This is a genomic window from Nocardioides sambongensis, assembly GCF_006494815.1.
GTDB lineage: Bacteria > Actinomycetota > Actinomycetes > Propionibacteriales > Nocardioidaceae > Nocardioides > Nocardioides sambongensis.
The window spans coordinates 4,040,175-4,055,683 of record NZ_CP041091.1 but is presented as its reverse complement, the minus strand read 5'-3'; the positions used below and the strand labels follow the sequence as shown (position 1 = coordinate 4,055,683).

Annotated in this window: 12 protein-coding genes and 1 pseudogene; all 13 read right to left on the bottom strand. The window is 69.0% G+C overall.

The window, feature by feature from the left end; translation table 11 throughout:
• Window positions 1–62: 62 nt before the first annotated feature.
• The gene (gene rpoB, locus FIV43_RS18885) at window positions 63–3,557 is read right to left on the bottom strand and encodes a DNA-directed RNA polymerase subunit beta (protein ID WP_141015370.1); all 3,495 of its coding nucleotides are present in this window, start codon (window positions 3,555–3,557) and stop codon (window positions 63–65) included.
• 264 nt (window positions 3,558–3,821) lie between these two features.
• Window positions 3,822–4,709, bottom strand: a complete 888-nt coding sequence (locus FIV43_RS18880) for a hypothetical protein (RefSeq protein WP_141015369.1) — start codon at window positions 4,707–4,709, stop codon at window positions 3,822–3,824.
• Entirely contained in the window at window positions 4,706–5,449 is a 744-nt protein-coding gene (locus FIV43_RS18875) for a hypothetical protein (protein ID WP_141015368.1), read from the bottom strand. Before FIV43_RS18875 ends, FIV43_RS18880 begins: the two co-directional genes overlap by 4 nt.
• A gap of 25 nt (window positions 5,450–5,474) precedes the next feature.
• Window positions 5,475–6,788 (bottom strand): MlaD family protein, encoded by a 1,314-nt coding sequence (locus FIV43_RS18870; protein WP_141015367.1) that lies wholly within the window; start codon window positions 6,786–6,788, stop codon window positions 5,475–5,477.
• A complete protein-coding gene (locus FIV43_RS18865; RefSeq protein WP_231123985.1) occupies window positions 6,785–8,221 on the bottom strand; it encodes an MCE family protein in 1,437 nt (478 codons plus the stop codon). The genes FIV43_RS18870 and FIV43_RS18865 overlap by 4 nt, the downstream gene beginning before the upstream one ends.
• A gap of 9 nt (window positions 8,222–8,230) precedes the next feature.
• A complete protein-coding gene (locus tag FIV43_RS18860) occupies window positions 8,231–9,376 on the bottom strand; it encodes an MCE family protein (protein WP_231123533.1) in 1,146 nt (381 codons plus the stop codon).
• Entirely contained in the window at window positions 9,373–10,347 is a 975-nt protein-coding gene (locus FIV43_RS18855) for an MCE family protein (protein ID WP_141015365.1), read from the bottom strand. The genes FIV43_RS18860 and FIV43_RS18855 overlap by 4 nt, the downstream gene beginning before the upstream one ends.
• A 7-nt stretch (window positions 10,348–10,354) precedes the next feature.
• Window positions 10,355–11,389, bottom strand: a complete 1,035-nt coding sequence (locus tag FIV43_RS18850; RefSeq protein WP_141015364.1) for an MCE family protein — start codon at window positions 11,387–11,389, stop codon at window positions 10,355–10,357.
• On the bottom strand, window positions 11,389–12,174 hold the full coding sequence (locus FIV43_RS22875; RefSeq protein ID WP_231123984.1) for an MCE family protein: 786 nt from the start codon (window positions 12,172–12,174) through the stop codon (window positions 11,389–11,391). The genes FIV43_RS18850 and FIV43_RS22875 overlap by 1 nt, the downstream gene beginning before the upstream one ends.
• Before the next feature lie 17 nt (window positions 12,175–12,191).
• Window positions 12,192–12,668, bottom strand: a complete 477-nt coding sequence (locus tag FIV43_RS22870) for an MlaD family protein (RefSeq protein WP_231123532.1) — start codon at window positions 12,666–12,668, stop codon at window positions 12,192–12,194.
• A 7-nt stretch (window positions 12,669–12,675) separates the two neighbouring features.
• Window positions 12,676–13,503 carry an MlaE family ABC transporter permease gene (locus tag FIV43_RS18840; RefSeq protein ID WP_141015363.1) on the bottom strand — a complete coding sequence of 276 codons (828 nt, stop codon included), beginning with the start codon at window positions 13,501–13,503 and terminating at the stop codon, window positions 12,676–12,678.
• Between the two features lie 16 nt (window positions 13,504–13,519).
• Window positions 13,520–14,287: pseudogene (locus FIV43_RS18835) on the bottom strand (MlaE family ABC transporter permease); the annotation flags it as partial.
• Window positions 14,288–14,299: 12 nt separating this feature from the next.
• Window positions 14,300–15,244, bottom strand: coding sequence for an ABC transporter ATP-binding protein (locus tag FIV43_RS18830; RefSeq protein ID WP_141015362.1), 945 nt, complete (start codon window positions 15,242–15,244; stop codon window positions 14,300–14,302).
• Between the last annotated feature and the right edge of the window lie 265 nt (window positions 15,245–15,509).

Genomic DNA, 15,509 nt, shown 5'->3' with positions numbered 1-15,509 from the left:
GGGACTGAGCGGGGCGGTACGACGAGCAGCCGGTCGGGCCGGGCGTCGTACCGCCGCCACACTCAGACTTCTTCGACGCTCGAGGGCTCGCGACGCGACAGGTCGATGCCGAGCTCCTCGGCGGCGCGGAAGACGTCCTCCTCCGCGTCGCGCATCTCGATGGCGGTGCCGTCCTGGGACAGGACCTCCACGTTGAGGCAGAGCGACTGCATCTCCTTGACGAGCACCTTGAACGACTCGGGGATGCCCGAGTCGGGGATGTTCTCGCCCTTGACGATCGCCTCGTAGACCTTGACGCGACCGGGCACGTCGTCGGACTTGATGGTGAGCAGCTCCTGCAGGGCGTAGGCGGCGCCGTACGCCTCCATCGCCCAGACCTCCATCTCGCCGAACCGCTGGCCACCGAACTGGGCCTTACCGCCCAGGGGCTGCTGCGTGATCATCGAGTAGGGGCCGGTCGAACGCGCGTGGATCTTGTCGTCGACCAGGTGGTGGAGCTTGAGGATGTACATGTAGCCGACCGAGACCGGCTCCTTGTACGGCTCACCGGAGCGGCCGTCGAAGAGGTTGGCCTTGCCGTCCTCCTTGATCATCCGCTCGCCGTCGCGGTTCTTGTGGGTGACCCGCAGCAGGCCGGTGATCTCGTCCTCGCGGGCGCCGTCGAAGACCGGCGTCGCCAGCTTGGTGTCGGGCTCCGCCTCGTCGGCGCCGATCGAGATCAGGCGCTTGGCCCAGTCCTCGTCGCGCAGGTCGGCGTCGATGTGCCAGCCCTGCTTGCCGAGCCAGCCGAGGTGCAGCTCGAGGATCTGGCCGATGTTCATCCGTCGCGGCACACCCAGCGGGTTCAGCACCACGTCGACCGGGGTGCCGTCCTCCATGAACGGCATGTCCTCGATCGGCAGGATCTTGGCGATGACGCCCTTGTTGCCGTGGCGGCCGGCCAGCTTGTCGCCGACCGAGATCTTCCGCTTCTGGGCCACGTAGACACGGACCAGCTGGTTGACGCCCGGGGGCAGCTCGTCGCCGTCCTCGCGGTCGAAGACCCGGACGCCGATGACGGTGCCGGACTCGCCGTGCGGCACCTTCATCGAGGTGTCGCGGACCTCGCGCGCCTTCTCACCGAAGATCGCGCGGAGCAGCCGCTCCTCGGGGGTCAGCTCGGTCTCGCCCTTGGGCGTCACCTTGCCGACCAGGATGTCGCCGGTGGAGACCTCGGCGCCGATCCGGATGATGCCGCGCTCGTCGAGGTCGGCCAGCATCTCCTCGGAGACGTTCGGGATGTCCCGGGTGATCTCCTCGGGGCCCAGCTTGGTGTCGCGGGCGTCGACCTCGTGCTCCTCGATGTGGATCGAGGTGAGGACGTCCTCCTGCACCAGGCGCTGGCTGAGGATGATCGCGTCCTCGTAGTTGTGGCCCTCCCACGGCATGAACGCCACGAGCAGGTTGGTGCCCAGCGCCATCTCGGCGTTGTCGGTGCACGGACCGTCGGCGATCGGCGAACCGTTCTCGAGCCGGTCACCCACGGAGACCAGCGGACGCTGGTTGATGCAGGTGCCCTGGTTGGAGCGGCGGAACTTGGCCAGCTTGTACGTCGAGTACGAGCCGTCGTCGTTCATCACCTCGACCAGGTCGGCCGAGACGTCCTTGACCACACCGGCCTTGGTCGCCACCATCACGTCGCCGGCGTCGACCGCGGCACGGTACTCGATACCGGTGCCGACGATCGGGCTGTCGGACTTGATCAGCGGAACGGCCTGACGCTGCATGTTGGCGCCCATCAGCGCGCGGTTCGCGTCGTCGTGCTCGAGGAACGGGATCAGCGCCGTCGCCACCGACACCATCTGGCGCGGGGAGACGTCCATGTAGTCGACCTCCTCGGCGAGGAGCTCGGAGACCTCACCGTCGCGCTGACGGACGAGGACGCGCTCGTTGACGAAGCGGCCGGTGTCGTCCAGCGCGGCGTTGGCCTGGGCGATGACGAAGCGGTCCTCGTCGTCGGCGGTCAGGTAGTCGATCTTGTCGGTGACGACACCCTTGACGACCTTGCGGTACGGCGTCTCGACGAAGCCGAACGGGTTGATCCGACCGTAGGAGGCGAGCGAGCCGATCAGACCGATGTTCGGGCCTTCCGGCGTCTCGATCGGGCACATCCGGCCGTAGTGCGACGGGTGGACGTCACGGACCTCCATGCCGGCGCGGTCACGGGACAGACCGCCCGGCCCGAGCGCGGAGAGGCGACGCTTGTGCGTCAGGCCCGCGATCGGGTTGGTCTGGTCCATGAACTGCGACAGCTGCGAGGTGCCGAAGAACTCCTTCAGCGCCGCCACCACGGGGCGGATGTTGATCAGCGACTGCGGCGTGATCGCCTCGACGTCCTGGGTCGTCATCCGCTCGCGGACCACGCGCTCCATCCGGGCCAGGCCGGTGCGCAGCTGGTTCTGGATCAGCTCGCCGACGGTACGCATCCGGCGGTTGCCGAAGTGGTCGATGTCGTCGGCGTCGATCTGCTGCGGCTCGTCGGCGGTGCTGATCGCGGTGTCCAGCACGGTGCGACCGTCGTGCAGCGCCACCAGGTAGCGGATGGTGGCGACCATGTCGGAGATGGTCATCGTCTGCTGGTCGAACGCCTGGTCCTGACCGAGCTTCTTATTGATCTTGTAGCGACCGACCTTGGCGAGGTCGTAGCGCTTGGGGTTGAAGTAGTAGTTCTTCAACAGCGTCAGCGCGGCCTCGCGCGTCGGCGGCTCGCCCGGGCGCAGCTTGCGGTAGATGTCGAGCAGCGCGTCGTCGGGGCCCGAGGTGTTGTCCTTCTCCTCGGTCAGCTGGATCGACTCGAACTGGCGCAGGTCGGCCATCACGGCCTCGTAGTCGTACAGCTCGCCGGTGTCCTCGGCCACGGCCTGCAGGGCCTTGAGCAGCACGGTGACGTTCTGCTTGCGCTTGCGGTCGAGGCGGACGCCGACCAGGTCGCGCTTGTCGACCTCGAACTCCAGCCAGGCGCCCCGGCTCGGGATCAGCTTGGCGGTGTAGATGTCCTTGTCGGAGGTCTTGTCCGCGCTGCGCTCGAAGTAGACGCCCGGGGAACGGACGAGCTGGGAGACGACGACGCGCTCGGTGCCGTTGATGACGAAGGTGCCCTTGGGGGTCATCAGCGGGAAGTCGCCCATGAAGACCGTCTGGCCCTTGATCTCACCGGTCTCGTTGTTGGTGAACTCCGCGGAGACGTAGAGCGGTGCGGAGTAGGTGAGGTCCTTCTCCTTGCACTCGTCGACCGTGTACTTCGGGTCGTAGAAGACCGGGTTCTCGAACGACAGCGACATCGTCTCGGAGAAGTCCTCGATCGGGGAGATCTCCTCGAAGATCTCGGTCAGACCGGACTTGTCCGACACGTCCTCACCGGCGTCGCGGCGGGCGTCCACCCGGGCCTGGTGGGCCTCGTTGCCGATCAGCCAGTCGAAGCTGTCGGTCTGGAGGGAGAGGAGCTGCGGGAGCTCGAGAGGTTCAGTGATCTTCGCGAAAGAGATGCGGGGCTTACCGGGAGTGGTGCGCGCAGCCAAGAGTTGTCCTTCGACAGGTCGCGTTCGAGAGCACCGTCCCACCACTTCATCGGCCACCGGGCAGGCCGAAGAGCATATGAGGGCAGGCGCAAAGCGCCACGTTACAGGAAAACTGTGCGCGGTACAAACAACGGTGCGCGCTCGCCCGAGACCACGGCGACCCTGTCGGGAGGATCATGCGTCGACTCGCGGGCTGGGTCAAGTGTCCGCGCCGCAGATCGGTGGAGAACGCCGGCGCTCGGCCGGCGGCCACGACCGCCGGGCTCAGCTGCAGTCGCCCTCGGTGCAGATGTCGTCGAGCAGCCAGTCCCCACCGTCGCTGACCATGGTCAGCGTCGCCCACATCCGCAGCGTGAACGGCTCCGCCCCGCGCTTCTGCACCCGCTGGTCGATGAAGGTCACCACGGTCGCCGTGTCGCCGTCCTCGCTCAGGCGGGTGAGGCCGACGTACGGCGCCTCGGCGGTCACCACGATCCGCTGCGCCTCGGCCTCCTTGGTCAGCGACGGCCAGGACTCGGCCTGGGTGGCCGCCATCTCCTCGGTCATCTGCGCCTGGATGGCGGTCAGGTCCTCGTCCATCGTCCGGTAGTCGTAGCCGAGGACCGGGACGATCTGCTCGCGCGCCGTGACCTGGGCAGAGGTGCCCTCGTCCTCGATCAGGGCCTCCGCGTCCGCGGCGTCGGAGGGAGACCCCTCGTCGGTCACGCCCGGCAGCATCAGGACGACGGCCAGCGCGACGACGGAGAGGACGGCGAGCACGGTCATCAACGCCCAGGCCCACCGGGGCGGCTCGCCGGTGGCCGACGAGGCCACCGCGTCCGTCGTGGGCCCCTCCGTCGCTTCGGGCCGTTCGTCCTCGGGGCGGTCCTCGAGCACCACCTCGTCCTCCGACGCGGGCTCGGCCTCCTCGGCCACGGGCGGCACAGCATCGGGCTCGGCCTCGTCGTCCTCCAGCGCCCGCTCCCGGGCCAGCTCGGCGTCGTACGTCGCCCGCCGGTCGGCGTCGAGCAGCACGCCGGCGGCGTCGTTGTAGGCGCGGAACCGGCGGTCGGTCGGGTCCAGGTCGGCGACCGCGACCTTCCAGGCCGCGCGGACCTCGTCGGTCGACGCCGACTCGTCGACGTCGAGGAGGTCGTAGAGGTTCGGGCTCATCGGCCGCCCTCCCCGTCGCCGTCGTCCCGGCCACCGTCCTGGCCGCCGCTCGCGCCACCGTTCTGGCCGCCCTGGCCGGTCCCTCCGGGGGACGCCCCGTCACTGGGCAGCTGGCCGGGGAGCCCCTCCTCGCCGCCGCCGGACTGGGCGAACGAGGGCAGGTCGTCGTCCAGGTCGTCGAGGTCGTCGACCAGCCACTCGCCGTGCTGGCGGACCAGCGAGACCTGGTAGCGGAAGCGCTCGGGATCGAAGTCGATCCAGGCGCCGTCCTTCTTCGGGTTCGGGTAGGAGAACCGGGCCACGCCGGCGACCAGCACCTCCGCGGAGTCCTCGTCGGCGGAGGCGATGCCGGCGGCGTAGACCTCGGCCTCGCGGCGCACCTGCAGCTGGGCGACGGTCTGCTCGGCGTAGCCGACGTTCTTGTCGAAGACGGTCCCGAAGCGGGCGGTCATGTCCTCGGCGAGCGCCGCGTAGTCCGGCATGGTGCCGTCGTCGGTGAGCTGGTCCGGGCCGTAGGTGTTGAACGCGACGACGAAGTCGCGGGCGGTGCCCAGCGCCTGCTCCCGGGAGAGCCGCGGGTCCGGTGGCGGGTCTGCCAGCGCGCGCACCCGCTCGACCGGGCCCCCCTCGGAGGTGTGGGCGTAGACCACGCCGACGGCCGCGCCGAGGCAGCCGACGACCACCACGACCAGCAGCGCGAACACACCCCGGCGCACGAGTCGGGCGCGGGCAGGCGTCATCGATGGCTTCTTCACTCGATCGGTCCTAGTGGCTCAGCAGAGGTTGCAGGTACAGCCACTTCCACGAGTCCTCTCCCAACGACGCCGGCGCCACGCTACCGGTCCGCGCCAACCGGTCATCGGCGGTCCCGGCCGGCGCTCCCCAGCTCAGGTCGCCGGTCTCCGGGTCGTAGGTGGCGATCGGCGTGCTGCGGGTGCCGTTGAGGTCCGGCGCCACCCGCGGCAGGTTCTGCGGCCCGCGCGGGTTGGACCGAGTGATCGGCTCGGTGCAGCCGGCGTCGGTGTTCATCGGCCGGTTGTCACCGTCGTTGGGGCCGCGGCGGTCGGTGCCGCCGTAGCCCTCGCGGCACAGCGCGTGCCCCCCGGGCGTCGGCAGCTCGGCCGCGAGCACCAGCCCGAAGTGGGCGTCGTACTTGCCGCTGCCGGGTGACTTCGCGACCACGCTGAACGAGCCGGCCACGGCGTAGGGGTAGAGGATCAGCAGCTGTTTGATCCCCGGCAGGTGCGCCACCACGATCTCGCCGGTGGTGACCAGGTTGTTCAGCAGCGAGGCCAGCTTCACCTGGTTCTGCTCCAGGAAGGTGCGCAGCTGGTCGGCGGTGACCGAGCCGGAGTCGATCACCCGGCGCAGGTCCTTGTCCGCCCCGGCGAGCGCGCCGGTGAAGACGGAGAGGTCGCGGGCGAAGGTCCGCAGCGACGTCTCGCTGTCCACCTGACCTCGCAGCACCGTGTTGCCGTCCCGGATCAGGGCGGTGGTCAGGTCGAAGTTCTGGTCGGCGAGCTCGAGGAAGTCGTTGCCGGTGTCGATGATCCGCTGCAGGTCCTCGCCGGTGCCGCCGAAGGCGGTGCCGAGCTCGGTGATCGTCGTGCGCAGCGCGTCCCGGTCCACGCTGCCGACGGTCTCCGCGAGGTCGCCGAGCAGCTTCTCGGTGGCGATCGGGGTCTCCACCCGGTCCAGCTCCGAGCCCTCCTCCAGGTAGGGGCCGTCGTCGGTCCGTGGCTGCAGCTCGACGTACTGCTCGCCGACGGCCGACCGGTTGCCGACCAGGGCCAGCGAGTCGGCCGGGATCTCGTCCCACTGGTCCTGGATCTCGAGGACCACGTCGACGCCGTCGCGGGTGAGCTGCAGCTCCTTGACCTCGCCGATGCCGACGCCGCGGTAGGTGACCTCGGCGCCGGCGAAGATGCCCCCGGACTCCTGGTAGTGCGCGGTCACCTCAAAGCTGCGGTCGAGCACCAGCCGGTCCAGCCGGGCGTAGCGGGCGCCGACGAAGGAGACACCGACCAGGGTGATGATCGCGAAGACGATGAGCTGTATCCGGGTCCGGCGGGTGATCAACGCGCACCTCCTCCTGCGTCGAGCGGCGCACTCATGAGGCGCACCAGGTCCACGTCGTACTTGGCGTCGAAGTCGTCCCAGTTCTCCTGGTCCGCGACGTCCTGCTCCCCGGGGCCGACGCGCCCCAGGCCGGGCAGCTCGGGCAGTCCGAGGTCCTCGATCAAGCCCTCCAGCAGACCGGGGGTGAGGTTCTCGGTGCCGCCGTTGCGCCGCCCGAGGCCGAGCAGCTGGCAGACCGGGTCGAGGCTGAGCGAGGAGCAGATGCTGCGCAGGATCCGCTCCGGGAGCTTGGCGCACTGGGCCAGGTCCACCGGTGTCTTGACGCACTGCTGCAGCGCCTTCTGCACGCCCTTGCAGAGGCCCTTGAGGTCGAGCAGGTCGTCGATCGGGAGATCGGGCAGCTCGTTGAACGGGATGCAGACCAGGTCGGGCAGGCCGAGGTTGCCCAGGTCGAGGTCCAGGTCCGCGGAGAGGTTGACGTAGTCACCCATGTGCAGGTTGCGGGCCACCTGCGGGTCCCGGCCGACCGACTCGTCGACGAACGGGAAGGTCAGGAAGGTGGAGAACGCGTTCACGAACGAGTCGCCCGCGGCCGAGATCTGGGTGAGGACCGGGTCGAGCTGCTGCAGCGCGTCCACGGTGTCGGCCTTGACCGTGCGGATCACCCGGGTGCCCACGTTGCCGAGGTTCGCCAGGCCGCGCAGCATCTTCACCAGGTCGGCGCGCTGGGTCTCGAGCGAGTCGAGCGCCGAGGGCAGCTCCTCGAGGGCGAGGTCGATGCTCTCCTGGTGCTTGCGCGCGGTCACCGCCAACCGGTTGATCGACTCGATGGCGTCGACGATCTCCAGCTTGCGGTCGTCGAGCTGGGTGACCAGGGACTCGACCTGGTTCAGCACCGAGCGGGCGGAGTCCTCGCGCCCCTCGAGGGCCAGGTTCAGCTCCTTGGTGATGGTCTTCAGCTGGGCGACGCCTCCCCCGTTGAGGACCAGGCTCAGGGCGCCGAGCACCTCCTCGACCTCGGGGTTGCGGCCGGTGTCCTCGAGCGGGATGTCGTCGCCGTCGCCGAGGTCGCCGGAGCCTCCCTCGGTCGGCGCGGCCAGCGAGACGAACTTCTCGCCGAGCAGGCTGGTCTGGCGGATCGACGCGGTCGGGTTGTCCGGCAGCCCGGTGTCGTTGCGCAGGCGCAGCCGGACGGTCGCGTGGTTGCCGCTGAGCTCGATGCCGGTGACCTCGCCGACGGTGACGTCGTTGACCTTGACCGACGACTGCGGCACCAGGTCCAGCACGTCCCGGAACTGGACGGTGACCTCGATCGGGTCGTCGCCCACGTCGGCTCCGCCGGGGAGCGGGATCTCGTAGACGTCGAAGCTGCACCCGCTGAGCAGCACGGCACCGGCGACCAGGGCGATCCAGGTCCGCGCGAGGGTTCGCATGCGTCGCACTCAGTCCACCTCCACCAGACCGTTGAGGGTGGGGTCGTAGTCGTGCTCGGACCAGCTCCCGGACCCGAACGGGGAGACCCGGGGCAGCGGGAGCCCCTCGATCAGGTCGCAGAGCCCGTTGTTCGAGTCCAGCCCGGAGACCAGGGCGCACAGCACCGTCTTGGGGTTCGAGGTCAGCTCGTTGACCAGGTTGCCGATGTTGGCGTTGGTGTCCAGGGTGCCGGCCTGAGGGTTGTAGGTCAGCGCGAGGTTGTTGATCGCCAGCGGGCCGGCCTCGAGCACCTCGGTCACCTCGGCCCGCCGCTTGACCAGCACTTTCGCGATCCGGTCGAGACCGTCGATGTTGCGGTTCAGTGCGCCCCGGTTGGTCTTCACGAACCGGCCGACCACGTCGAGTGCGACGCCCAGGTTGCTGAGCGCCAGGGTGAGGTCCTGGCTCTCCTCGTCCAGCATCGTGGAGACCTTGCCCAGCGAGCGGTTGAACTTCCGCACGGTCAGGTCGTTGTCGGCGAGCGTGCCGATGAAGCCCTCGAGACGCGCGGCGGAGTCGAACAGCTCCTCCTTGTTGTCGTCCAGGGTGCCGCTGAGGTCGCCGAAGTCCTCGATGGTCTGCTTGAACGCCGCACCCTGGCCGCCGAAGTTCTCGGCGGTCTGCTCGAGCAGGTCGGAGAGCGCGCCGTCGGAGTTGGCGCCCTGCGGACCCAGCGCCACGGTGAGGTCGTCGATGCTGCCGTAGATCTCGTCGAGCTCGACCGGGATCGCGGTGCTGTCCACCTCGATGACGGTGTCGTCGGCCATCACGTCCCCGCCGGTGTAGGCGGGCGAGAGCTGGATGTAGCGGTCACCGACCACCGACGGCGAGACGATCACGGCGTCCGCGTCGGCCGGGATCCGGACGTCGGCATCGTAGGTCATCACCACCTTGACGCTGGTGCCCTCGGGGACCACTTCCTCGACGCTGCCGATCGGGACGCCGAGGACCCGCACCTCGCTGCCCTCGTAGACCGAGACCCCGCGCTCGAAGTGCGCGGTCACGGTCTTGGTGTCCCCACTCGAGCCGAACATCCAGATCGCGCCGGCCGCGACCAGCGCGAGGACGATCACCAGGGGGAGGAACCGCTGCACGGCGGCGTTCAGCGCGCTCACTCGAGACCCACCCCCGGGCCCGGCACCGGCGGGAGGTTGTAGATGAAGGTGTCGAACCACGGTCCGTTGCCCAGGGTGCTGGCGAAGACCCGGTAGAACGGCGCCATCAGCCGCAGCGAGTTGTCCAGGTTGTCCTCGTTCTTGGTGATCACGTCCACCACCGACTCCAGGTGGTCCAGGGCGGGTTTGAGGTCCTTGCGGCTCTGCCGGACCAGCGCGGTCAGCTCGGTGCTCAGCCGACGGGTGCCGACCAGCAGGTTGTGTACCGCCTGGCGGCGCTGCAGCAGCGCGGTGAAGAGCACGTCCGCGTCGTCCATCAGGGTGACGATGTCCTCGTCCCGCGCGTCGAGCACGGTGGAGACCCGGTTCAGGTTCTTCAGCAGGGAGTTGATCTCGTCGCTGCGCGAGGCGACCGTCTCGGAGAGTGCCGAGACGCCCTGGAGCGCCGCCCGGAACTCCTCGGGCGTGTTCCGGGTGAGGTCGGCCAGCGTGGTCAGCGACGCGGCGAGCTGGTCGGTGTCGATGTCCTCCGAGGTCTCTGCCAGTCCGGTGAACGCGTCCACGACGTCGTACGGCGAGGTGGTCCGCTCCACCGGGATCGTGGCACCCTCCGCGAGCTGGCCGTCTCCCCCGGGCACCAGCGCGAGGTACATCGACCCGAGGATCGTCTTGACCTTGATCTCGGCGCGGCTGTCGGTGCCGAACGCGGAGTCGGTCTTGATCCGGAAGCCGACCCGCACCTTGCCGTCGTCGAGCTCGACCGTCTCCACCTTGCCCACGCGGACCCCGGCGATCCGGACCTCGTCGTTGGGCTTGAGGCCGCCGGCCTCGGAGAACTCTGCGTAGTAGGTGTCGCCCCCGCCGATCAGCGGCAGGTCCTGGGCGCGCATCGCGGCCAGGATGACCAGCAGCAACGTGGCGATGCTGACCGCCCCGACGATGACCGGGTTGCGTTCGCGGAAGGGTTTCATCTCTCCATCACTCCAACGTGCACCGTTCGGCACCGAGGGCGAAGGTCGGGCGGGCGATCACGGTCTGGCCGTTGCGGACGGTGGCGGTGAAGTGGCAGAGGTAGAAGTTGAACCAGGAGCCGTAGGTGGCGGTCCGTCCGATCTTGTTGAGCTTGATCGGCAGCACCTGCAGGCTGCGGTCGATCTCGGCGCGGCCGGCGTCGAGGTTGCCCGCCACCTTGCGCAGCTGCTTGATGTCGCGGACGAAGGGCTCGCGGATGTCGTCGGCCAGGTCCCCGGTCTGCACCGCCAGCGCGGAGATGCTGTCGAGCGAGGACAGGATCGCCTTGCGGTCGCTGCGCAGCCCGCTGAGCAGCGACCCGAAGCTGTCGATCAGGCGGGTCAGCTGGCGGTCGCGGTCGGCGACGTGGTCGAGCACGTAGTCCAGGTTGTCGATCAGGTCGCCGATCACCTGGTCGCGGTCGGCCAGGGTCTGGGTCAGCGACGCAGTGCTGGCCAGGAGGTTCTCCACGGTGCCGGACTCGCCCTGGAAGACCTGGACGATCTCGTAGGAGAGCTTGTTGACGTCGTTGGGCGAGAGCGCCTGAAACAGCGGCTTGAAGCCGTTGAACAGCATGGTCAGGTCGAGCGAGGGCCGGGTCCGCTCGATCGGGATCGCCCCGCCCTCCTTCAGCGGGGTGTCCGACTCCCCGTCCTGGGTGAGCGCGAGGTAGCGCTGTCCCAGCAGGTTGCGGTAGCGGATCGTGGCGTTGGTGGCCCCGTCCAGGCGGACCTCCTCGTCGGCGGTGAAGACCACCTGGGCGCGGGTGTCGTCGACGACCTCGATGTCCTGGACGGTGCCGACCTTCACGCCGGCGACCCGGACGTCGTCGCCGGCCGCGACGCCGGTGGCGTCGGAGAAGATCGCACGGTATTCCCGGGTGCTGCCGAAGGACAGGTTGCCGATCGTCGCGATCAGCACTCCGGTGGCCAGCGAGGTCGCCAGCACGAAGATCAGCAGCCGGACCAGGTCACCGGTGGTCCGCTTGTCCAGCACGGCCATCAGCGATCACCTCCGCTGGCCAGGGCCGGCGCGCCGAGCAGCAGGTCGAGGTCGCCGGCACCGGCGTAGCTGTCACCGAGGAAGTCGCGCAGCAGGCTCATGTCGGTGGGGTCGGCCGTGAACGCGGTCCGCCCCGCGTCGCCGCCGAGCTCGGGGGCCACCCGCACGGTCCCCTTGCCGGTCGGCTCGTCGACGCCGTCGTCGAAGTTCGGCAGGTCGTCGAAGGGCTGGGCCTGGGACCCCTCGGGGTTCGGCAGCCCGAGGCAGTCGGGGTCGTTGTCGGCACCGAACCGCGGGCGGTCGTCGGCGTCGTAGGGACGGGGCTGGTTGGGCAGCGTCTCCAGGATGATGTGCAGCTCAAAACCGCGGAACGCCTCCGCGAGCCGACCCTGGGCCACCTCGATGCCCTGCGGCAGGCAGCGCAGCAGCGGCGAGTAGCGGGCCAGGACCCTCAGCTGGGTGGCGCTGAGATCCGCGAAGTCCTCCAGGTTCTCCTCGTTGTCCTCCAGGAAGACCCGGGCGGTGTCGGAGAACGAGCGCACGTCGCGGAGGAACAGGTCGAGGGCCGCCTCCTTCTCCTCCAGGGTGCCGGTGGTCTTCACGGTGTCCTCGAGGATCTGCGCCACCTCGGGGAGGATGTCGGAGTAGGTGTCGGCCACCTCGGAGGTCAGCTCGAGGTCCTCCAGCAGCAGCGGGATCTCGGGGTTGAGCCGCTTGAGGTAGGAGTCGACGGTCTCCAGGTTCTCCCCGAGCTGCTCGCCCCGGCCCTCCAGCGCGGTCGCGATCGCGTTCAGCGTCAGGTTCAGCTGTGCCGGCTGGACCGTGCGCAGCAGGGGTAGAGGTCGTTGAGCACGGCCTCGACCTCGGTGCTGGTCTCGGTGCGGTCGATCACGTCTCCGGCCCGCAGGGTGCCGTCCGGGCCCGAGGCCGGGATCACCAGCGACACGTACTTCTCACCGAAGAGGGTCTTCGGCACGATCGCGCCGCTGACGTTCGCCGGCACCACGTCGAGCTTGTCCGGGTAGATGCCCAGGGTGATGTCGGCGCCGTCCGGTCCGCTCGCCTCGGACTGGAGGACCTCCCCGACGATCACTCCGCGGACCTTGACGTCCGCCCGGTTCGGGAGCTGCAGGCCGATCGTCGAGGTCTCCAGGGTGACCTCCTCGTAGTCGGCGAACTTCTTCGTGAAGGTCGCGTAGACGAGATAGACCGAGAGCACGACCAGGGCGACGAAGACGACGCCGAGGACGCGGGTGGACCCGAGCACCTTGTTCAGCACCGGCGGATCACCCTGCCAGCCTGACCGTGGTGGAGGCGCCCCAGATCGCCATCGACAGCAGCAGGTCGACGACGTTGATCGCCACGATGCTGGTCCGCACGGCGCGACCGACGGCCACGCCCACGCCGGCGGGGCCGCCGGAGGCCGTGTAGCCGTGGTAGCAGTGGATCAGGATCACGATGACGGCGAAGACCAGCACCTTGCCGAAGGACCACAGCACGTCGCCCGGTGGCAGGAACGCGTTGAAGTAGTGGTCGTAGGTGCCGGTGGACTGGCCGTAGTACATCGTCACCACCAACCGGCTGGCGACGTAGGAGGAGAGCAGTCCGACCACGTAGAGCGGGATGATCGCGATCAGTCCGCCGAAGACCCGGGTGGCGACCAGGAACTGCATCGACGGGATCGCCATCACCTCGAGGGCGTCGACCTCCTCGGAGATCCGCATCGCGCCGAGTTGGGCGGTGAAGCCGCAGCCGACCGTCGCGGCGAGGGCGATCCCGGCCACCAACGGCGCGATCTCGCGGGTGTTGAAGTACGCCGAGACGAAGCCGGCGAAGGCGGAGGTGCCGAGTTGGTTGAGGGCGGCGAAGCCGGAGAGACCGACCTGGGCGCCGGTGAAGAAGGTCATCCCGAGGATCACCCCGACCGTGCCGCCGATCACCGCGAGCGCGCCGGAGCCCAGCGTGGTCTCGGCCAGGATCCGGAGCACCTCCCGAGGGAATCGCAGCACCGAGCGGGGCACCGCGATGAGCACCCGCAGGTAGAAGGAGAGCTCGTGCCCGAGGGTGTCGAGTCCCTTGAGGGGACGCTCGTAGATCGATCTGAGTCCGGCCATGGTCAACCCGTCTTCGGGGCACGACCTGCAGGTAGATCGTGCTGAGGACGAAGTTGACGAGGAACAGCAGCAGGAAGGTGATCACCACGGACTCGTTGACCGCGTCGCCGACACCCTTCGGCCCGCCGGCGGCGTTCATCCCCTTGTAGGCGGCGACGATCGCGGCGATCAGCCCGAAGATCAGCGCCTTGATCATCCCCACCCAGACGTCGGGGAGCTGCGCGAGCGCGGTGAAGCTGGCCAGGTAGGAGCCCGGCGTGCCGTCCTGCAGGACCACGTTGAACACGTAGCCGCCGGCGACGCCGACGACGCTGACCATGCCGTTGAGGAAGACCGCGACCAGCATGCAGGCCAGCACCCGCGGCACGACGAGCCGCTGGATCGGGTCGATGCCGAGCACCATCATCGCGTCCAGCTCCTCGCGGATCTTGCGGGCGCCCAGGTCGGCGGCGATCGCCGATCCGCCCGCGCCCGCGATCAGCAGCGCCGTGGCGATCGGGCCGGCCTGCTGGATCACCGCCAGCACCGACGCGGAGCCCGTGAAGGACTGTGCGCCGAACTGCTTGATCAGGCCACCCACCTGGAGCGCGATCACCGCACCGAACGGGATCGCCACCAGCGCGGTCGGGATGATGGTGACCGACGCGATGAACCAGGCCTGCTGGATGAACTCACGCAGCTGGAAGGGTCGTCGGAAGAGCCCACGCCCCACGTCGAGGCCGAAGGCGAAGAGCTTGCCCGCGGTCCCGACCGGTGCGAGCAGGCGCGCCGCGGTCGAGGACAAATCGTCGTCCCGTCAGCTCAGCGCCGCTTCGGGGGTGAACGACCCCGGCGGGGGTGTCACGCCGTTCTCCCGGCACCACTCCCCCGGCGGGCGCTGACTCTTCCGCGGGATGCCGTTCGACGGCTCGAGTTGCAGTGCGATCGGCGGCAGCGGGGGCATGTCCAGGTCCTTCTCGGCAGCGAGCTCGTCGGCGTCCTTCTCCTCCGACATGCCGATCGGCCCGACGGTCTGCGCGTTGAGGAACTGGCGCACCACGGGCTCCTCCGAGCTGAGGAGCTGCTCCCGGTGCCCGAACATCGCCAGGTGCTTGTGGTAGAGCAGGCCGAGGTTGTCCGGGACGGTCCGGGCGGTGTTGATGTCGTGGGTGACGATCAGGAAGGTCGCGTCGATCTGCGCGTTCAGGTCGATGAAGAGCTGGTTGATGAACGAGGTGCGCACCGGGTCCAGGCCGGAGTCGGGCTCGTCGATCAGCAGGATCTCGGGGTCGAGCACCAGGGCGCGGGCCAGACCGGCCCGCTTGCGCATGCCGCCGGAGATCTCGCCGGGCAGCTTGTCCTCGGCCCCGAGCAGGCCGACCAGGTCCATCTTCTCCATCACCACGTCGCGGATCTGCGACTCCGACTTCTTGGTGTGCTCGCGCAACGGGAAGGCGACGTTGTCGTAGAGGTTCATCGAGCCGAACATCGCGCCATCCTGGAACAGCACGCCGAACAGCTTGCGGATCTCGTAGAGGTCCTTCTCCGAGCAGGAGGCGATGTCGGTGCCCTCGATCAGGATCGACCCGCGGTCGGGCTTGATCAGGCCGATCAGCGCCTTGAGGAAGACCGACTTGCCGGTGCCCGAGGGGCCCAGCATCACGCTGATCTCGCCGGCCGGGATGGTGAGACTGACGTCAGCCCAGATCAGCTGCTTGCCGAACGCCTTGGTCAGGCCGTCGACGGCGATCTCCACACCCATGTCGTCTCCCTCTCGCTTGCCGCTCTCCGTCGTGCAGTCCGCCGCCCGAGCGTGCGGTCCCTCACTGCTACTGGTGGGTACAACGGCCGACCAGCGGGCAGGTTACGCGTTCCGCGTGGCGGCCGTCACGGCCCATCCACCGACTGATACACCGCGTCGCGGTCACCGTCGCGGTCAACGTCGCGGGGCCGGTTCTTCCGCGCCCTCCGCCTCGCGTGCCCGGCGCAAAAATGACTCCGGGCCGACGGGAGAGAACTCCCGTCGG